Source organism: Rubrivirga sp. SAORIC476 (assembly GCF_002283555.1).
Taxonomy (GTDB): domain Bacteria; phylum Bacteroidota; class Rhodothermia; order Rhodothermales; family Rubricoccaceae; genus Rubrivirga.
The window spans coordinates 594,564-612,813 of record NZ_MVOI01000006.1; the positions used below are offsets into that span (position 1 = coordinate 594,564).

An 18,250-nucleotide genomic window follows, 5' to 3' on the forward strand; every position below is an offset into this window, starting at 1 on the left:
CTCCCACTAGCGCCCACTACCGGAGGTTGCACCAAGCACCATGCCGCCTCCCCCTGCTTACCTAAGCGCCGAGGCGGAGGTCGCTAGGGTATGCTGTTCGCTGCCTCGTACCGCTGGCGATGCTCCCGCAGGAACAGGAGGTCGAGGGGATGGGCAGGGTGAACCCGGAGCGTCCCGGTCCCCCCAGCGAGCGACAGGTCGTCGGCCACAGTGAAGACGTACAGATCGAACGCTACATGATGCGTGGGGCAGAGGCACAGGACGTTGGCGAGCACGTCCGGTCCGTCATGGGGCCTTCCCAGCGGCCGGATGTGCGCCGCCTCGGCATAGGGCCCGGTCGGGGTCTCGATGCGCTCGCCGCAGACCTGGCAGCGAAAGTCGTAGAGTCGTTTGACGTCTCGGGTGACGGCAGAGTCGCGCACGATCCTGGAGACGATGGTGTCTCGTCGCTCGGGCGGTCGAGACGCGCCGAACAGGCCGGGCTCCTCCGCGACCCGACCTCGTGAGGGCGCGTCGGGTTCGAGTCGTTCGAGCCGGAAGCGCCACACCCGGTACCCATCCCGGCCGGGCTCGGCCCAGTAGTCGGCCACGCGGTAGAGGCCGTCATAGCGGTAGCCAGCGGCGGGGCCGTCGTGCACGTCCGCGTGCGACCCGCGGATGACACGGACCGGGAGGCCGGTGCGGAGATTGTCCACCAGCGCCCGATTGGTCCGCGTGAGCGTCTGGTCTGCGACCTGTCGCCCGGACGACCGGTCGTTCCCTCCAGCGCCGGTGTAGATCACGACGTCCCCGAAGTCCTCGTCGTCCACGTAGCCACCGTTCAGGACGACCGATTCCGCACCCTCGCCGGCTCGACCACAGATACCAGCTTGTGTCGGACGATGAAGGCCGGCCTCCCGCAGGGCCTGGCGGTTTTCGAGAATCGCGCCGACCTCGATTCCTGGAATGTGTCCGAACATAGACGTTTGCCCTCACCGCCTCGATGCCGAGGCGGGCCGTGGCAGGAGAGGGTCTCCGAGCGCTACAGCCGCTCCTTCCGCTCCAGGTACAGCGCCCGCGACAGCATCACCGCCGCCTGCGCCGTCTGGTCGGTGAACCAGTAGTTGACGCCCGCGCCGACGGCCGCGCCCGCGATCGGGATCATCTGGGCCAGCTTCTGGGCGCCCAGGTTCTTGGCGATCTCGCGCGGCACGTGGCCCATTTGCTCGCGCAGCGTGCCCTGCGCCTTGCGCCCGCGGTAGCCGCCCCCGTCGATGGCCGCCGCCGCGACCGCCAGTTCGCGGAGCGCGTCCGACTTGGCCTCGCGGCTGCCCGAGGCGGCCACGTTGAAGATGGACACCACCAGCGGCGTGTAGCCGGGACCCTTGAGCGGGAAGCCGTAGGCCGCCGCGATCTGCTGGATGAGCCGGAAGTTGATCGTGAACAGGACCGGGATGTCGGCCGCGAGCAGGAGCGCGCCGCCGAGGCCCGCGCCGCCGCCGGAGAGCGCCGCGAGGACCGAGTTCTGCGAGGCGTACTGCTTGGCGAGCGCGTCGAGTTCGTCGAGCGGCCGGTCGCGCAGCTCGCCGACCGTCTCCACCTCGATGCCCACGGCGGCGGCCTTCGCGATCACGTCGTCGGCGTCGTAGGTCCAGGCGCTGGCGTCGTTGAGCGTCGAGAGCGCCTGTGTGAGCGCGTCGGTGAGCGTGTCCGTGACCGACTCCGGGACGAACTGGTCGAAGGCCCAGTCGACGGGCTTCATCGCGAAGCCGAGCGCCTGCTGAAGGAAGGTCTCGCCGCGTTCCCAGCGGTCGATTTCGCGCTGGGCGGTGCGTTCGTACTCAGAGAGGCGCATGGAGGAGGGTGGGGGACGGGGGCTAAGACGATGCCACGGCGACAATAGATGCGTGATCCGCGAGGCGGGCTCTCGAGGGAGGGCCCGACTCACGGATCACGCAGCCGCTCGGACGAGCGGGCGGAGCGGGCGCGAGCCCTACTCCGTGCTAATGTCGTACTTCTTGAGCAGCCGGTACATCGTCGCCCGGCCGATGCCGAGGTCGGCGGCGGCTCGCTCGACGTTGCCCTCCTGAAGCGTGTACGCCCGCTCCACGGCGCGCCGCTTGAGCTCCTCCAGCGGGACGATCAGGTCGTCCGGGGCGAGGCCTGCGATTCCGTCGCCCGACGCCTCCGGCGCGGCTCCGCTCGGTGCGCTCCCGCTCGGCGCGGGAGTCGCGACCGGCAGCGGGGGGAGGTCGTCCCAGGACTGCGGCGCGGACGCCGAGGTGGCCGCTGGCGCAGCCTCGGGCACCACGGAGGCGGGGCTGGCAGCGCCGTCGCCTGACGAGCCGCGTCCCGAGGCCCCATCGCCGCCGTGCGGCGCGGTCCCCATGCGCTCGGCCCACGGGCGGATCGCCTGCGGCCCGCCGATCAGCAGGTCGGCCGGGGCGATCTCGTCGTCGTCGGCGATCAGGATGGCGCGCTCGATGGTCGACTTCAACTCGCGGACGTTGCCCGGCCACGCGTAGTCGAGCACCGTGCGGACGGCGTCGCCGGAGAGGCGGCGGCCCTTGAACTGCGGGTGCGCCGCGACGTAGGCCTCCAGGAAGCCCTGCGCCAGCAGCAGCACGTCGTTGCCGCGCTCGCGCAGCGGCGGCAGCGCGATCGGGAACTGGAAGAGGCGGTAGTAGAGGTCCTCCCGGAACGTCCCCTCGCGGACCATCTGGAGCACGCTCTTGTTGGTCGCCGAGATCACCCGGCACTCGAACTTGATGGTGCCCGTCCCGCCGACGCGCGTGACCTCCCGCGTCTGGAGCGCCCGCAGCAGCTTCGCTTGCAGCCCGAGGTCCAGCTCGCCGACCTCGTCGAGGAACAGCGTCCCGCCGTCGGCCTGCTCGAACTTGCCGATGTGGCGCGCGTGGGCGCCCGTGAACGAGCCTTTCTCGTGGCCGAAGAACTCGCTCTCCATGAGCTCCTTCGGGATCGCCGCGCAGTTGACGACCACGAACGGCCCGACCTCCGGCTCGCCGGGCGGCGGCGTCGAGTTGAAGTGGATGGCGCGCGCCACGAGCTCCTTGCCCGTCCCGGACTCGCCCTCGATGGCGACCGTCAGGTTGCCGCGCAGCGTCTTCTGGACGAGCTGGTAGACGCGCTCCATGGCCGGGCTGTCGCCGACGATCTCCTCCATGCCGTACTTCTGCGCCACCTCGGCACGGAGCTGCTCCACCTCGCGGGCCAGCTTGACGCGCCCCTTGAGGCGCTCCACGACCATGTCGAGCTTGACGAGGTCGTCCTGGCCCTTCGTGATGTAGTCCGTCGCGCCGCCCTTCATGGCCTCCACGGCGACCTCGGCGGTGCCCTGGGCCGAGATCATCACGATGGGCAGGTCGGGCGCGAAGAGCTGAAGCCGCCGCAGCGTCTCCATGCCGCCGATGCCCGGCATCATGATGTCGAGGAAGACGAGGTCTGGCTTGAGGCGGTCGAGCGCGTCGAGCGCGTCCTCGCCGGAATGGAACACCGACACCTCGTGGTCCTTCGGCTTGTCGAGCCGGTACGAGAGGAGGCGGGCGTAGTGCTTGTCGTCGTCGACGACGAAGATGCGCGTGGTCACGGGGTAGGAGGGGGAGGAGGGGGACAGGTATCGCACATCCCCGGCCACGCTTGACCCCGCGCCGTTCACGCCGGACGCCGGACGCGGACCGGCTCCGTTTGTCGCCGTTGTTTTCTCACAATGAGACGGCGCGGAGGTCGCTGGCCCGAGCCCCGGCACCGGCCGGGGGCGAGGTGGGGGCACGGCTACATTCGTGGCCTCCCCATCCCGCCACCTGCTCGATGCGAATCGCGCTCCTCGCCCTGCTGCTCTGCCCCCTCGCGTCGGCCCAGCCCCTCCGTGTCGACCTCGTCCCGGGGGAGGCGGACCTCGGCCTCAGCTACAGCCGCGCGTCGCTGGGGGAAGACGGCACCGCGTCGCTGACCTGGCGGGACCGCGATGCGCCCGTGGAGGTCACGGTAGCCGATGGGACCCTCCGGCACGCCGATCGGTCCGTCCCACTGGAGCCGCTGAACGACCAGGTGTCGTCCGCCTCGATGGCCATCGAGGGCCTGGGGACGCTGGCCGTGCTCGTGCGCGAGGGAAGCACGGGCCTGCTCTACACCCTCTCCGACCTCCGCGTGGGGACCGCCGTCGTCGGGGAGCACCGTACCGGGGTGGCGATCCGGCGGCAGGCCGGGCAGTCGAGCTTCGACGGGGCCCACCTCTTCGTGGACCTCGACGGCGACGGCGCCCTCCGAGGGGCGACCGAGGTGGACAGCCTCGGCGTGTTGCACCAGCGCGAGCGGGCCGCCCCGGGGGAGCCGTTCTCGCTCGACGGTCGTGCGCTCGTCCTCGATGCGGTGTCGCCCGACGGGACGGCCCTGTGGCTCGACGCTCCGGCATCGGACGTGGCTGCCGCGCCGGGCTTCGTCGGGCCGGACATCCGGCTCACGTCCCTCGCCGACGCGGCCCCGCGTGCGGTGTCCGACTTTCGCGGGCGGACCGTCGTGCTGCTCTGGTGGTCCACCACCTGCACGTTCTGCGAGCAGGCACGGCCGGAGATGAACGAGGTGGCGGCGCGCTACGCCGACGACGAGGAGGTCGTCTGGCTCGCCCCTGCAGGCCACGCCGATGTCGACCGCGACGTGCAGGCGGGCGAGGTCACGGCCTTCCTGCAGGAGCGGCCGTACACCGCCGAGGTGCTGCTGGCCCCGGCCGACGCCCTCGGGGCCTACGCCGTCGACGGCTACCCACACTACGTCGTGCTCGCGCCGGACGGTCGTGTGGTGCTGGACGAGAGCGCCGCCTCCGAGGAGCGGGGCGCCCAGATCGAGGCCGCCATCGCGCTCGCGCGGGCGGCCTCTGCGGACTAGATCCAGATCAGCCCCGCGATGCCGATCGCGAAGCAGTAGTAGGCGAAGTACTGGAGCGAGTGCCGCTGCACCAGCACCCGCACCGCGCGGATGGCGAACACGCCCGAGGCGAACGCCACCACGGTGCCCACGAGCAGCGGCAGCCAGCCGGTCGTCATGCCGACCTCCAGCATGTCGAGCGTCTTGAGCAGCGTCGCGCCGAGGACGACCGGCAGCAGCATCAGGAACGAGAAGTCGGCCGCGTCCTTCCGGTCCACGTTGAGGTAGATGGCCGTGCAGATCGTCGAGCCCGAGCGGCTGATGCCCGGGATGAGGGCGCACGTCTGGGCGATGCCGATGAGGACCGACTTCAGCGGCGAGAGCTCGCCGTCGGGGTCCGGGCGGAGGCGCGTCAGCAGGAGCAGGACGCCCGTCACGATGAGAGCGCCGCAGACGAAGCGCGGGTCGCCGAAGAGCGCCTCCAGCCGCTCCTCGAAGAGGATGTAGCCGAGGAAGGTCGGCACCATCGTGATGAGGATGAACAGCGCCAGCCGCAGCGACGGCACGCGCCCGCCCGACGGCTGCGGCTGGTAGTGGATCTCCGAGCCGGGCGTCCGCTCAATCGGCCCTGGCCGAATGGCCTGCGCCCAGGCGCTCGGCGTGGTCAGCGCGCCGAACGCGTCGGCGAGGATGCGGCCGATGCGCTCGCGGTAGACCACCAGGATCGAGAGCGCGGTCCCGAAGTGGACGAAGACCTCGAAGGTGACGTCGTTGGCGTTCGACGTGTCCAGGCCGAGCAGGTACTCACCGAGCACGAGGTGCCCGGAGGACGAGATCGGAAGGAACTCGGCGAGGCCCTGGACGAGGCCCAGGAGCGCGGCTTGCCACCACGTCATGTGCGGAGGGGGAGAGGGGGCGCCAACCTACGCCGGGGCTGCGGCGGCCGTCCGTGGAGCCTCGGCGATGCATGCCGGCGCTCGGCAGCCGGTCCCGCCTCGGCTCCGAGGCGGGTAGGGGAGGGCGTTCAGACGCGCAGTGTGGAACGATCCCGTGTTTTCCCCTAGGTGTGAAGGGATTGACAAGTCTTGGAACGGCGGTAGATAGCGCTCCCGACTGGGGCTCGACCTCCGCTGGCAGGGAGGTCTCCCAGGGAGGCCCACGGCGCGACTGCGCCATGCGCACTCGTGCGCGGACTCGCCTGATCCCTGTCGGAGTCCGCGGCACGCACCGCGAGACGGGAGGAGGCGAGGCGACCCCCCAGCCACCCTCTCCCTACATGGCTCGTTTTGCTTCCCGTGCCGTTCTCGGCCTCCTCGTCCTCCTGAGTGCGCCCGCGGTGCTCGCCCAGTCCGCGGTGGACTCGGCCACCGACTACCTCCGCCAAAACGCGACGGCCGTCGGGCTCGCCCCGGCGGATCTCGCCGACCTCGTCGTGGCCGACCAGAACGTCAGCCGCGTCTCGGGCATCACGCACATCTACTACCAGCAGGCGATCGACGGCATCCCCGTCTACGACGCCATCGTCAACGTCGCCGTGGGGCGCACCGGCGCCGTGCTGGCGGCCGGCAGCCGCGCCGTCCCGAACCTCCGCCGCGCCGTCCGCAGCGACGCGCGCGGCCTCGGCGCGGCCGAGGCGGTCCAGGCCGCCGGGCGGGCGCTCGGCATCCCCGTGTCGCTCAGCGGCTCGCCGGAGCCCCTGACCGGCCTCGGGGAGGGCGTCGCCTTCACGGACGCTGTCTCGGGCGAATCCGTCCAGGCGCGGCTGATGTACGTGCCGGTGTTCCGGGGCGGCGTCGAACTCGCCTGGGTCGTCACGATCTCCTCGACCGACGGCGCGCACCTCTGGCAGGCGGCCGTCCACGCGGGCAGCGGCGCCATCATCCACCAGGACGACCTCGCCAACGAGGAGCAGTGGGCCGCAGACGACCACCTGCCCGCGGGCTGGGCCGTCGTCGCGCCGACGGCGCCGGAAGCCTCGCCCTCGACGCTGATGGACCTCGCGCGCCTGACCGACACCGCCCCCGTGGGCGCCACCCCGGGCGCTGTCAGCATGTACCGCGTCTATGGCGGCAACATCGAGAGCCCGAGCCACGCGGGAAACGCGACCCAGGACTTCCGGACGCGCATCTTCACGGCGGGCAACCCGGAGGCCTCGCCGCTGGGCTGGCACAACACCGGTGCGGCCTCCTACACGATCACGCGCGGCAACAACGTCCACGCGGGCGTGGACCTCGTCTCGCCCAACGGGATCGACGAGGGCACCGAGCCCGACGGCACGTCGCGCCTCTGGTTCAACTTCCCGTTCTCGCCGTCCACCCAGCCCGCAGCGGAGTACCGACCCGCCGCGGTGACGAACACGTTCTTCTGGAACAACATCGTCCACGACGTGACGTGGTTCTACGGCTTCGATGAGGAGGCCGGCAACTTCCAGACGGTCAACTTCTCGGGCCTCGCCGACGGCAACGACGCCGTCCGTGCCGAGAGCCAGGACTACAGCGGCACCAACAACGCCAACTTCTCGACGCCGCCGGACGGCTTCGCGCCGCGGATGCAGATGTACGTCTGGACCAACCCGCTGCCCAACGAACTCACCTACAACGGCCAGACGGTCGTGATGACGGGCGCTGCGTTCGGTCCCAAGTTCCCGCTCTCCGGCCTCACGGCGGCAGGCGTCCTCGTCACGGACGGCACGGCGCTGCCGAACGAGGGGTGCAACCCGCTCGTCAACGGCGCCCAGGTCGCGGGCAAGGTGGCCATCGTGTACCGCGGCTCGTGCGCCTTCACCATCAAGGTCAAGAACGCCCAGGACGCAGGCGCCGTCGGCGTCATCGTGGTCAACAACGCGGGCGGCAACCCGGGCACGCTCGGCGGTGCCGATGCGACCGTGACCATCCCCGCGGGCATGGTATCGGACGTGAACGGCGCGGCCCTCATCAGTGCGCTCCCGACCACCGTGACGGTCCGCAACCTCGGCGCGGCCGTGCTCGACCGCGACAGCGACTTCGACAACGGCATCATCGTCCACGAGTACGGTCACGGCATCTCGAACCGCCTCACGGGCGGGCGCCTCACCACGAGCTGCCTCGCGACCACCTACTCGGGCGGTGGCATGACGTTCGAGAGTGAGCAGATGGGCGAGGGCTGGAGCGACTACTACGCGCTCCTGCTCACCGACACCAACACGGACGGGCGCGGCATCGGCACGTACGCCGTCTACCAGCCGACGGACGGTCAGGGCATCCGCCCGTACCGCTACAGCACGGACATGAGCGTCAACCCGATGACGTACGACTACATCAAGACGGCCGTCGCCCCGCACGGCGTCGGCACGGTGTGGGCGACGATGGCGTGGGACATGACGCGCAACCTCGTCGGCCGGTACGGCTTCGACCCCGACATCTACACCGGCACGGGCGGCAACAACATCGCCCTGCAGCTCGTGACGGAGGGGCTCAAGCTCCAGCCCTGCCGCCCCGGCTTCGTGGACGGCCGCGACGCCATCCTCGCCGCGGACGTCGCCATCAACGACGGCGCCAACCAGTGCCTCATCTGGGACTCGTTCGCGCGTCGCGGCCTCGGCGCCAGCGCCGACCAGGGCTGGTACTACGACAAGACCGACGGAACGGAGGCGTTCGACCTCCCGCTTTCCTGCGCGACCTCCTCGATGGGCGTCGACGCGGTCCAGGCGCTCGTGGCGAGCACCGCGCTCACGGCGGGTCAGGGCGAGCAACTGGTCTCGAAGCTGACCTCGGCGCAGCAGGCCCTCGCCGCGTCGCGCCCGCGGCCGGACATCGCGCTCAACCGCGTCAACGCGTTCATCGCGAGCGTCCAGACGATCGGCATGCAGCGGCTCACGGATGAGGAGGAGCAGAGGCTCGTCGACATCGGTGCGGGCTACATCAACCGGATCAACGAGTTCTACCCGGGCACGGCGGCCCTGGCCGCGTTCGGCGGCACGGCCTCGGCCTCGGCCGGTCTGCCGACCGAGTTCGCGCTCGACCAGAACGCGCCCAACCCGATCGGCGCAGGCTCCGCGACGATCCAGTTCGCGCTGCCGGAGGACGCGCAGGTCCGCCTCGTCGTCTACGACGTGATGGGCCGCGCCGTCGCCGAGGTCGCCAACGGCGCCTTCCCGGCGGGCTTCCACCGCGTCTCCGTCGACACGGGCGCGCTCGCCAGTGGCACGTACGTCTACCGCATCGAGGCGGGCGACTTCACGGCCACGCGCCAGATGACGGTGGTCCGCTAGCGACCAGACGGATCCGGCGCCCTCCGGGGCGTCTCGGCGGGGCCGGGCGCATGTCGCTCGGCCCCGCCGTCATGTTCGGCCCTGCCCGCCTCGGGCTCGGGGCGGACCAGGGCCGCGCCCCACCGCTCTGCGGAGGCTCACCACGCCTTCGCCGAGGCTCACCACGCCTTCGCCGAGGCTCACCACGCCTTCGCCGAGGCTCACCACGCCTTCGCCGAGGCTCACCACGCCTTCGCCGAGGCTCACCACGCCTTCGCCGGGGCTCCCCATGCCTTCGCCGAGGCTCCCGATGCCTTCGCCGAGACTCCCCGCGCCTTCGCGGAGGCTCCCCATGCCTTCGCCGGGGCTCGCCACCGCTCCGCCGGGTCTGCCCACGACTCCCCCCGAGGCGGACCGGGTCAAGGGGCCTCCGGCACCACGTCCAGCACGTCCTCGCGGTCTACCCGCACCAGCCCCGGCGCGCCTCCCTTGATCGGGCGGACGTACTTCTTCTCGGTCACCGTCACCGGCACCACCGACTGCGTCTTGGCCGTCGAGAACCACGCCGCCAGCCGGGCCGCCTCGGCGACGGTCTCAGGCGGGACCACCGTCGACCGCCCGGCGCGCTTCACCACGACGTGGCTGCCGGGCACCCCGCGGGCGTGCAGCCACAGGTCGTGCGGGCTCGCGACGCGCGTCGTCAGGTGGGCGTTGCCCTTCCCGTGCTTGCCGACCAGTGCCTCGAAGCCGCCCGGTAGCGGGTACCGTCGGAACGGCTCCTGCGGCCCGTCGTCGGCGCGCGAGCCGAGGAAGCGGGCGAGGGCGTCGGCCTCGGTTTCCTTGAGGGTGCGGAGCTCCGTGACGGTCGTCGTCGCGCGGACGCGCGCCAGCAGGTCGGCGGCGGCCTCCGCGGTCGCGTTCACGTCCTCCCAGCGCGCCTCGGCCGACGCCCGCGCCCGGCGTGTCTTCCGCGCCTTGTCGTAGTACCGCTCGGCGTTCTCGATGGCCGTCTTGGCCGGGTCGAGCGGGATCTCGACCGGCGCCCCGTCGCCCAGGATGTCGGGTAGCGTAATCGCCTCGTGCCCCGGCCCTTGGCCCCCGGCGGACGCCATCAGCAGGTGTCCCCACGTCTCGTATCGGTCGGCCCGCGACGGTTGGGACAGCTCCTCCAGCATCGCCTCGGCCGAGCGGGCGCGGCGGGCGGCGGCGGCGGCCAGCGGCTTTTCGAGCGGACCGTAGACCTCCCGGTACGCGCGCTGCGCGAGCGACCGCTTCGACCACACGCCGAACGCGGCGTCGACGCTCTCGAACGGCTCGGCCCGCCAGTCGGCCTGGGGCGCCGCCTGGGGGACGAGGGCGAACGCCTCGGCCAGCGGACCGCGCCAGTAGACGACCGGCTCGGGCTGCTCCAGCGCGGCCTGGAAGGCGCGGACGGCCTGGAACAGCGCGGCCTGGTCGGCTCCTGCGGGCGACGCGTCCGGGTCCCACCCGGCGCGGCGGACGGCCTCGGTGGCCAGCCCGCGCGGGAACAGCGGCACAGCCGAGGCCACACTCTGCGCCAGCGTCTTCCGCTCCTTCCACCGGTCCGCGAACGCCTCCAGCGTCTCCACCTCGGGCGCCGGGCGGACGGCGGGCGCGGGCTCGCCGAGGTGCGTGTCCTCGTCCAGGAAGGCGGCGCGGACGATGCCGTCGGCGTCGGTCCAGAGCGCGTTGGGGCGCGACCCGAACAAGACGATCTGGAGGCGGCTGCCGTCGGTCAGGTCGAGGAACAGGTGTCGGTCCCGCTCGGCCACACGCACGCGGGAGATCCTCCGCCCGACGACCCGCGCCAGCACGTCGGCCGTGTTGCGCCGCTGGCGGCCCGCGCCGTCGGTGCGGAAGACGAGCGTGAGGGCGGGGTCGCAGATGACGCGGAGGGTCGTCGGCCCGGCGTCCGAGTCGAGGCCGAGCGACAGCTCGCGCGGGCTCTGCGTCCACGCCTCCGTGACGACGGCGCCGCCGAGGCGGGCGTCCCACTCACGGGCGAGGGCGCGCAGGGTGTAGACATCCATGCCCCAAGGTCGCCCCGTTACTCAGAAAGAGACCGTGTATCGGTACTCGGGATCCGGGTAGCACACGTTGGGTTGCCTCACATGTGCAACAACCCGTGCGGAGTAGATGCCAGTCTGGATCATCGAATAGTCCCAGGGGGCGTGACACATATAGACGGGCCCTGGGTAACCATTCACTAAGGCCACAGGCAGCGGAGTGGTCGCTCTCCTGCCTACTTGGACGTGGTCTCGAACGTCTTCGTATCCCGGATAGCTGATCTGGACGTCATGCGATCCCGCCGGCACGCCGAGGATGGTGTAGGAGCCGTAGACATCTGTAGCGGCCCCTCGCTGAAGGCCGGGGAGGTACACATTGGCCCCGATGAGCGGGTGGCCCGTCTCCGCGTCCGTCACCACGCCCGCGATCGTGCCCGCCTCGGTCGAGTCGGCGGCCGACTGCGCCGAGGCGGACGCAGTGAGGAGGAGGGCGAAAAGGACGAAGCGCATGGGGGAGGACGGGAGGCGACGCACTGGGAAAAGGAAGCGACCACGCCGAGTGCGCACAAGGGCAGGCGCGCTACCCCGCGCGCTCGGCCAGCTCCGCCCACCGGTCCACGTCTGCCTCCAGCTGGGCCGTAAGCGCGGCCAGCTCCGCCGAGAGCGCGATGACCGCGTCCGCCTCGGTGGCGCGCTCAGCCAGCTCGGCCTCCAGTTGGGGCTGCCGTTCCTCGTTGGCCGCGATCCGCTCTTCCAGCATCGCCAGCTCCCGCTTCTCGTTGTAGGAGAGCTTCTGCGGGGCGTCGGCCGGGGGCGTCGGCGTGGGAGCCGAGGCGGGGGGAGGGGGAGCCGACACCGCGGCCTTCCGGGCCACCTCCGCCGCGACACGCGCCTTCTCCTCGCGCGCCGCGATCTCCTGCCACGCCGAGTAGCTGCCTGGGATCTCGCGGATGGTGCCGTCGCCGTCGAACCGGAGCAGGTGCCCCACCGTGCGGTCGAGGAAGTAGCGGTCGTGGGAGACCACCACGACCGCCCCCGCGAACGTGTCGAGCGTGTCCTCCAGCGCGACGAGCGTGGGGATGTCGAGGTCGTTGGTGGGCTCGTCGAGCAGGAGCACGTTGGGCGCCCCGAGCAGGATGCGGAGCAGGTAGAGCCGCCGCCGCTCGCCGCCCGAGAGCAGCCCGACCGGCGTGTAGTGCTGGTCGCGCGGGAAGAGGAAGCGCTCCAGCATCTGCGCCGCCGTGATGAGCGAGCCGTCGGCCATCTTGATGTTCTCCGCGATCTCCTCGACGTAGTCGATCATCCGCTGCGTGCTGCCCTCCTGGTTGGCCGACGCGAGGGCGCGGCTCTCCTGGTCGTAGTAGCCCAGCGAGACGGTCGGCCCGCGCTCGACGCGTCCGGCGTCGGGGTCGAGGCGCCCCGCGATCATTTCCAGCAGCGTCGTCTTGCCCGTCCCGTTGGGACCGATGATGCCGAGCCGGTCGTCGCGCAGCACCTCGTAGGTCAGGCCGTCGATCAGGTGCTTGTCGCCGAACGACTTCGACACGTCGTGCAACTCGATCACCTTCTTGCCCAGCCGCGTGCTCACCGTCTCGATCTCGATCTCGCCCGGCCCCGCCTCGGGCTTGGCGTCGAGGAGCGCGTGGGCGCGGTCGATGCGGGCCTTCGACTTCGAGGTGCGGGCCTTGGCGCCGCGGCGGAGCCACGCCAACTCGCGCGTGGCGAGGTTCTGGCGCTTCGACTCCTCGGCCGCTTCCACGACCGCCTGCGCGGCCTTCTGCTCCAGGTAGTCGCCGTACGAGCCGACGTACCGCTTCACGTCGCCGCCGCCGACTTCGAGCATCCGGTTCGTCACACGGTCGAGGAAGTACCGGTCGTGGGTGACCAGCAGCAGCGCGCCCGTCCACGAGCGGAGCAGGCCCTCCAGCCACTCGATGGTCTCGGTGTCGAGGTGGTTGGTGGGCTCGTCGAGGATGAGCAGGTCGGGGCGCTCGACGAGGGCGCGGGCCAGCGCGGCGCGCTTCTTCTGACCGCCCGAGAGCGTCCCGACGATGGCCTCGGGGTCGGGCAGGCCGAGCCGGTCGAGTGTGGCGCGGGCCTGCGCCTCCAGATCCCACCCGCCGACGGCGTCCAGCCGCCCTGCCAGGCGGACGACCTCCTCGGCCAGCGCGGCATCCTCCGGCGACTTGTCGAGGCGGGCCAGCGCGTGGTCGTAGGCACGGACCGCCGTTGCGGCCGGCCCATCGCCCGCGACGACGGCGTCGAGCACGGTCGCGGCCTCATCGAGGTCGGGCCGCTGAGCCAGCACGCCGATCCGGGCGCCGGGCGTGACGAGCACGCTCCCGCTGTCCGGGGGCTCGGTGCCTGCGGCGAGCCGGAGCAGCGTCGTCTTGCCCGCCCCATTGGCGCCGATCACGCCCACCTTCTCATCGGCCTCGATTACGAACGAGACCTCGTCGAGGAGCGGCTTGGTGCCGTAGTCCTTGCGGACGCGGTCGAAGGTCAGGAGGGCCATGGGAGCAGCGAGGCGGGCGGAGTCGCAAGATCCGCCCGCGCGACGCGCGTCTCGTGTCGGGGCGACGGTTCACAGGGTTTTCGGCCGGGCCCATCTTGGCGCTCCCCGTCCGTCCGTCGTAGGTTTCCCATCCGCTGGCGCTCGCGCCAGTGACGCCAACGTAGCTCAGGGGTAGAGCAGCTCACTCGTAATGAGCAGGTCGACGGTTCAAATCCGTCCGTTGGCTCTCTCGGAAAACGCCCCTCACGGTATCGTGGGGGGCGTTTTCCGTTAGTATCGGCTTGGCGCTCCGAGAGGTCGATTTTGGTAAGTACGGCATATGTACGGCAAATCCGCGCGCCAACGTGCCCCTGCGTGCGGTCTACGGACGTCCCTGGCGGGCCTCATGTGGAGGCGTCACGTGACAGTCCTCGTCCCGACTCCTACATCCGTAGTGGCGCCCGCCTGTAACGGCTCGCGTACCACCGAGCCGCCCACCGTACTGGAAATGAGAGGATGAATGCGGGCACGACTGTGATCGCGGCCAGCATGGAGAGGATGAAACTCAGCGGAGAGTAGTTGATGGAAGCCTCGTACTCGGCGATGTCCTCGGCCGAAGGTGGGGGGCCTATGGTCCCTCCGATGTTGTAGGGCTCGCTCATGCTGACTTCCCAATTGTGGACGTAGCGGTTTAGGCTGTGGAAGTCCATGACGTAGTGGCCGCTGGCGCCTACGAGCGCGGCGACGGCAAACCCGAGCACGGCATAGTCGCGGAGTTGCAACTTCCAACCGGCCGAGCGCCAGCGCTTGATCACGGCCGGGGCGAAGGCGAAGAGCGCAGTTAGCACGACTAGAGTCGCGACCGGGTACGCAGTAGAGACGGATAGCGCCAGCGGGAGCATAGCTGTTGCGGTACTCAAGGGTTCTGACTCAGCCGTTCGACTAGGGTTCGGCCGTCACCTCTTCCGCCTCGGGCGATGCGTGGGCTTCCCCAGACCGAGACGGCAGAGGCGCGCGGATGGGAAGGTCGGCGTAGACGCTTCGCCGGTCTCCACGGGCGGGGAGAGTGCGCCGGGCGGCGTCCATCTGGAGGCCGTGCACGTCGGCGCGGCGGCGTTCCTTCGCCTCGACCTCGCGGAGCTTGGCGACGGTGGCCAGGGCGCGGAGGTAGCGCGTCTGTGCGGCGCTTTGCCGACGCTCCCACATGGTCGCCGAGTCGTTGTAGAACGTCCCCGTGAGGGCGGACACGTAGCCCCGTCGAACGCCGTCGAGGATCAGGCGGGCGTCAGCGGCGTGCCGACACGCGGCGCGGACGAGCGGGCCGTCTGTCTCCTCCCGTAGATCGGCCTCCATCGAGGCGGCTTCGGTCTCAATGATTGTGCGGACGGCAACATCATCTCCCCCGGCGGCGAAGCGCGCGGCGTACTGCCGGGCTTGCTTTGCCGAGAGCCCGTAGGCGATGCGTGGGCCTTCGAGTAGGATGCGCCGCAAGTCCTCCACGGCGCCGGGAGGCGGATCGGCGCCCCGGCACTTCCCGATGGCCTCGGCGAGTCCGTCGAGAGCGTCGGGGTCGGTCTCCACAAGGGTGCCCCCCACGAACATCTCGGAGTCGGGCGCGGGAGTCTTCTTCTTTGGCATCGGGGCGGGCCTTTCGGCCGGGTGAGAGTCGAGGGTGAAGGGGGGCAGTGTGAGGCCACGGCGACGCCTCCACTGGCCACGGTGGGAGCGGTGCCCGGTGGCCACGAGGTAGGCATCCCTCCAGAGCCGTAGGCGGGCCTCAGAGGCGCGGAGGGCGTTGAGGGCGGCGTCGATGGGGCCGAAGGTGCAGGCCAACTCTCGGCGGCGTAGAGACGCCTCCAGGCGTCGCCCTTCCGCGTACTCGGCGATACACTCGGACACCGGGCCGGTACCGAGGTAGACGGACCGCACGCGCCCGTCCTCGGTGCGCTCCTTGCCGTAGTAGTAGCGTCGGCCGTTGCGGCGTGTCTCCCATCCCATCGGCTCACGAGGTCGGGTGTTGTGCTACGCCTCGACTCACCCCCGCTTCGGGGGCGGCTCGTCGGTCGGCACTGGCCTTCAGCGGACGAATCAGTACCTTGGACATGGTCAATCGGGGTTGAGCCTTCACGGGCTCTGTCACGGTTGGTTTGTGGGCGTTCGGCTCGCGTCCCTCGCGGGATGCGGGCCGTTCGTCGTTCATGGGGTTACTCCGCGTTCATGGGGTTACTCGACGCGGTAGAGGGGACCGCTGAGGGTGGCCCCGGTCAACGCGCCGATGATGTCGAGCTGGAGCGCGGCGACGCTGGGGCCGGTTTCGCGGACGGCGTTCGAGATCGCCGAGACGGTCGGCGGCTTCTTCCGGTCAGGGTTGAACTCGGCGACGGCAGCGGCGGCTTCCGCCTGTTTGAGCCGGGCGGCCTTGATGGCCTCGGCGGCGGCGTCGCGGAGTCCCTCGTAGTCGAGGTAGCTCCCCCGCTCTGGAGCGGGGGCAAGAGGACCTGTAGACATGGGAGCGGGGAGGTGTGTGGTCGGGAGAGGTCGCCCGCCAAATCAGGCGAGAGGTCGGCAGGGTACGCGACGCGAGACAGTCAAGCAGCAGCACGGGCGGCCGTCACCGCCTCGGCACTGAGGGCGCGGAGACGGTCGGCCTCGACAGCGGGCGTCTTCGATACGCGGACGTACCCGGTCGCGGCCGTCACCGTTGCCAGCCCGCGCGAACGCTCGGCGGCGCGGAGGTCAGAGAGGTACTGAGCCGTCTCACGCTCTTCCTCAGAGTAGGCGTACGTCCGGCGGACGCGAGCCTCCAGCGTGAGACCGCGCACGCAGAACCGGCCGTCGTCTTCGTCCTCCAGGGCGCGGAGGATGACGGGAGCGAGGGCGGACAGTTCGGCGTCGATCCGGTCGCGTTCCTCCCGGAGATCGAGGTAGCGGGCGAGGTCGTCGGGATCATCGAGTCCGCGAAGGGACGGAGGGCGGGGAGTCATGGGGCGGGGTTGGTTTGTGTAGAGAAGGTACAGCGGGGGGCTGTATACAGTCAAGCTGTCCGCTCGAATCAGATTCAGCCAAGGGCTGAAATAAATACAGTCATGGGCTTGACAAGTACAGCCCAGGGCTGTATATTGGGATCACAAACCAACCGGGTTCACGCCCATCCCCCGATGACCAACACGACCGCCCCCGCCTCCACCCTCAACCTCGACGACCTCCGCGACGAGTTCGCCCGTGACTTCGACCGCGTCAGCGGCGCGATCTGCGACGACGGCGCCCGCACCGCCGATGCCCTCTGGGTTCGCGTCTGCGACGAGTCCGGCGCCAACGCCGACGATCCCCACGCTTGGGCGGCCGACGACGTGCAGAAGGCCTACACGGCCCTCGCGGAGATCGCCGAGAACGTCAGCGCCGACGATCTCGCCCGCGAATGCCGGTACATGGCCGACGATCTCACGGCCTCCCTAGAGGCCGACGCGATGGAGGCGGAGGCCTTCACCGTGGACGCCGCGGCCGACCTCGGCGGCGTGACGCCCTTCCAGGCCCGCGCGCTCGCCATCGCAGCCGATGCCGTGGAGGTCGTCGCTCACATGGAAGCGGTTGGCGTCCGCTTCGACGCTGCCGCGAAGGTGGACGACGCGGAGACCTACACGATGGCCGCGGGCGGCTCGGCGCTCGCCATCCCGTCGAAGCTCGCGGCGACGACGGTCTTTCAGGACAACCTCGCCACGCTCGCGGAGGTCATCCACCCCCGCGCCTACTACCCGGCGCGCATCCACCGCGGCGACAACTGCCTGATGGTCCTCGCGGACATGGTCCCCGGCGACCCCATGACGGCGGAGGTCATCGGGCAGATTCAGCCCAAGCACGAGGCGTGGATTCGGCCGATCCTCCGCACCGGGGAGCACAACGTCACGACGGACCGTGTCCCCTCGATCCGCGTCTACGTCACGGCGGTGACCGGCGGCACGCCCGGCAAGCCGACACACGGGTGCAACATCGTCTTCACCGGGGCGGCTCAGGCCGTCCGGGACGCCCTCCGCGCCGAGGCACGGGACGCGGCGCAGGAGGCCGCGTACGGCTCCGGGATCGTCGCCTACATCGACGCCGAGACGGAGTAGGCGGGAGAGACCGGACACAGGGAGGCCCGCCCCGGTTCGGTACCGGGGCGGGCCTCTGTCCTTTGGCGAACGGGAGCCGCTAGAACGGCACCCCGCCCGGCGGTAGCGTCACCATGCCGCCGGGTGTGTCGCCGATCAACTCGTCTCCGCGGAGCGCGTCGAGGACCGAAGCGACCGCGTCGGCGTCGAGCTGGAGGTAGGCCCCGGCTTCGACGGCCCGCGCCATGCTGAACCGCTCCCCATCCATCGCCAGGTAGAACCGGGCCGCGCCGGGTGCGCTCGCCTCGGCACGCTGGAGGAAGGGGGGACAGGGAGCGCCACCGGGGAGACCGACGCGAGACCGCTCGCGCGTCTTGCGCTGGATCGAGGCGCCGAGGTCGGCGACGGTCCGGCGCTCCTCCGGTGTCAGCCGCTCATGGCGCTCGGCAGAGAGCGAGTCGAGGGGGTTCCAATCGGGCGGGATCGGGGACGGACGGCGGGCCATGGGAGCGACGGGAGACGGCACAGAGCGGCATCCTACGAAGGGCCGGGT

General features: G+C 70.7%; 15 protein-coding genes and 1 tRNA gene. 4 read left to right on the forward strand and 12 right to left on the reverse strand.

Features of this window, described 5'->3' with window-relative positions; translation table 11 throughout:
* Positions 1-83: 83 nt before the first annotated feature.
* The 3 genes from B1759_RS14110 to B1759_RS14120 form a co-directional block, all read right to left on the reverse strand.
* Positions 84-959 carry a YDG/SRA domain-containing protein gene (locus B1759_RS14110; protein ID WP_095515700.1) on the reverse strand — a complete coding sequence of 292 codons (876 nt, stop codon included), beginning with the start codon at positions 957-959 and terminating at the stop codon, positions 84-86.
* 62 nt (positions 960-1,021) lie between these two features.
* The gene (locus tag B1759_RS14115; protein ID WP_095515701.1) at positions 1,022-1,834 is read right to left on the reverse strand and encodes an EcsC family protein; all 813 of its coding nucleotides are present in this window, start codon (positions 1,832-1,834) and stop codon (positions 1,022-1,024) included.
* Positions 1,835-1,972: 138 nt separating this feature from the next.
* Positions 1,973-3,586, reverse strand: coding sequence for a sigma-54 dependent transcriptional regulator (locus B1759_RS14120; RefSeq protein WP_158225267.1), 1,614 nt, complete (start codon positions 3,584-3,586; stop codon positions 1,973-1,975).
* Between the two features lie 221 nt (positions 3,587-3,807).
* On the opposite strand from B1759_RS14120, the gene B1759_RS14125 reads away from it, so the two are divergent.
* Positions 3,808-4,881: a TlpA disulfide reductase family protein gene (locus tag B1759_RS14125; RefSeq protein ID WP_095515703.1), complete on the forward strand. Its 1,074-nt coding sequence runs from the start codon at positions 3,808-3,810 to the stop codon at positions 4,879-4,881.
* Here B1759_RS14125 and B1759_RS14130 read toward each other — a convergent pair.
* Positions 4,878-5,756 (reverse strand): undecaprenyl-diphosphate phosphatase, encoded by an 879-nt coding sequence (locus B1759_RS14130; protein WP_095515704.1) that lies wholly within the window; start codon positions 5,754-5,756, stop codon positions 4,878-4,880. The genes B1759_RS14125 and B1759_RS14130 overlap by 4 nt on opposite strands.
* Before the next feature lie 380 nt (positions 5,757-6,136).
* On the opposite strand from B1759_RS14130, the gene B1759_RS14135 reads away from it, so the two are divergent.
* The gene (locus tag B1759_RS14135) at positions 6,137-9,109 is read left to right on the forward strand and encodes a M36 family metallopeptidase (protein ID WP_158225268.1); all 2,973 of its coding nucleotides are present in this window, start codon (positions 6,137-6,139) and stop codon (positions 9,107-9,109) included.
* Positions 9,110-9,507: 398 nt separating this feature from the next.
* On the opposite strand, the gene B1759_RS14145 is transcribed toward B1759_RS14135, so the two are convergent.
* The 3 genes from B1759_RS14145 to B1759_RS14155 all read right to left on the reverse strand — a co-directional run bounded on the left by B1759_RS14145 (position 9,508) and on the right by B1759_RS14155 (position 13,630).
* The gene (locus tag B1759_RS14145) at positions 9,508-11,139 is read right to left on the reverse strand and encodes an NFACT family protein (RefSeq protein WP_095515707.1); all 1,632 of its coding nucleotides are present in this window, start codon (positions 11,137-11,139) and stop codon (positions 9,508-9,510) included.
* 21 nt (positions 11,140-11,160) lie between these two features.
* Positions 11,161-11,625, reverse strand: coding sequence for a carboxypeptidase-like regulatory domain-containing protein (locus B1759_RS14150; protein ID WP_095515708.1), 465 nt, complete (start codon positions 11,623-11,625; stop codon positions 11,161-11,163).
* Between the two features lie 70 nt (positions 11,626-11,695).
* Positions 11,696-13,630, reverse strand: a complete 1,935-nt coding sequence (locus B1759_RS14155) for an ABC-F family ATP-binding cassette domain-containing protein (RefSeq protein WP_095515709.1) — start codon at positions 13,628-13,630, stop codon at positions 11,696-11,698.
* Between the two features lie 154 nt (positions 13,631-13,784).
* Here B1759_RS14155 and B1759_RS14160 point away from each other — a divergent pair.
* Positions 13,785-13,856: transfer RNA gene (locus B1759_RS14160), tRNA-Thr, on the forward strand.
* Positions 13,857-14,052: 196 nt separating this feature from the next.
* Here the strand turns inward: B1759_RS14160 and B1759_RS14165 are convergent.
* The 4 genes from B1759_RS14165 to B1759_RS14180 form a co-directional block, all read right to left on the reverse strand.
* On the reverse strand, positions 14,053-14,457 hold the full coding sequence (locus B1759_RS14165; RefSeq protein ID WP_143537397.1) for a hypothetical protein: 405 nt from the start codon (positions 14,455-14,457) through the stop codon (positions 14,053-14,055).
* A 94-nt stretch (positions 14,458-14,551) separates the two neighbouring features.
* On the reverse strand, positions 14,552-15,607 hold the full coding sequence (locus tag B1759_RS14170) for a hypothetical protein (protein WP_095515711.1): 1,056 nt from the start codon (positions 15,605-15,607) through the stop codon (positions 14,552-14,554).
* 225 nt (positions 15,608-15,832) lie between these two features.
* The gene (locus B1759_RS14175) at positions 15,833-16,117 is read right to left on the reverse strand and encodes a hypothetical protein (RefSeq protein WP_095515712.1); all 285 of its coding nucleotides are present in this window, start codon (positions 16,115-16,117) and stop codon (positions 15,833-15,835) included.
* 80 nt (positions 16,118-16,197) lie between these two features.
* Entirely contained in the window at positions 16,198-16,593 is a 396-nt protein-coding gene (locus tag B1759_RS14180) for a hypothetical protein (protein WP_095515713.1), read from the reverse strand.
* Positions 16,594-16,767: 174 nt separating this feature from the next.
* On the opposite strand from B1759_RS14180, the gene B1759_RS14185 reads away from it, so the two are divergent.
* Complete coding sequence (locus B1759_RS14185; RefSeq protein ID WP_095515714.1) at positions 16,768-17,718, forward strand: hypothetical protein; 951 nt, start codon at positions 16,768-16,770, stop codon at positions 17,716-17,718.
* Positions 17,719-17,797: 79 nt separating this feature from the next.
* Here B1759_RS14185 and B1759_RS14190 read toward each other — a convergent pair whose 3' ends face one another.
* On the reverse strand, positions 17,798-18,202 hold the full coding sequence (locus B1759_RS14190; protein ID WP_095515715.1) for a hypothetical protein: 405 nt from the start codon (positions 18,200-18,202) through the stop codon (positions 17,798-17,800).
* Between the last annotated feature and the right edge of the window lie 48 nt (positions 18,203-18,250).

Coding starts and splice junctions, on each gene's coding strand:
- B1759_RS14170 (WP_095515711.1), bottom strand. CDS start 15,607: ATGGGATGGGAGACACGCCGCAACGGCCGACGCTACTACTACGGCAAG.
- B1759_RS14110 (WP_095515700.1), bottom strand. CDS start 959: ATGTTCGGACACATTCCAGGAATCGAGGTCGGCGCGATTCTCGAAAAC.
- B1759_RS14180 (WP_095515713.1), bottom strand. CDS start 16,593: ATGACTCCCCGCCCTCCGTCCCTTCGCGGACTCGATGATCCCGACGAC.
- B1759_RS14135 (WP_158225268.1), top strand. CDS start 6,137: ATGGCTCGTTTTGCTTCCCGTGCCGTTCTCGGCCTCCTCGTCCTCCTG.
- B1759_RS14145 (WP_095515707.1), bottom strand. CDS start 11,139: ATGGATGTCTACACCCTGCGCGCCCTCGCCCGTGAGTGGGACGCCCGC.
- B1759_RS14155 (WP_095515709.1), bottom strand. CDS start 13,630: ATGGCCCTCCTGACCTTCGACCGCGTCCGCAAGGACTACGGCACCAAG.
- B1759_RS14130 (WP_095515704.1), bottom strand. CDS start 5,756: ATGACGTGGTGGCAAGCCGCGCTCCTGGGCCTCGTCCAGGGCCTCGCC.
- B1759_RS14185 (WP_095515714.1), top strand. CDS start 16,768: ATGACCAACACGACCGCCCCCGCCTCCACCCTCAACCTCGACGACCTC.
- B1759_RS14125 (WP_095515703.1), top strand. CDS start 3,808: ATGCGAATCGCGCTCCTCGCCCTGCTGCTCTGCCCCCTCGCGTCGGCC.
- B1759_RS14190 (WP_095515715.1), bottom strand. CDS start 18,202: ATGGCCCGCCGTCCGTCCCCGATCCCGCCCGATTGGAACCCCCTCGAC.
- B1759_RS14115 (WP_095515701.1), bottom strand. CDS start 1,834: ATGCGCCTCTCTGAGTACGAACGCACCGCCCAGCGCGAAATCGACCGC.
- B1759_RS14150 (WP_095515708.1), bottom strand. CDS start 11,625: ATGCGCTTCGTCCTTTTCGCCCTCCTCCTCACTGCGTCCGCCTCGGCG.
- B1759_RS14175 (WP_095515712.1), bottom strand. CDS start 16,117: ATGTCTACAGGTCCTCTTGCCCCCGCTCCAGAGCGGGGGAGCTACCTC.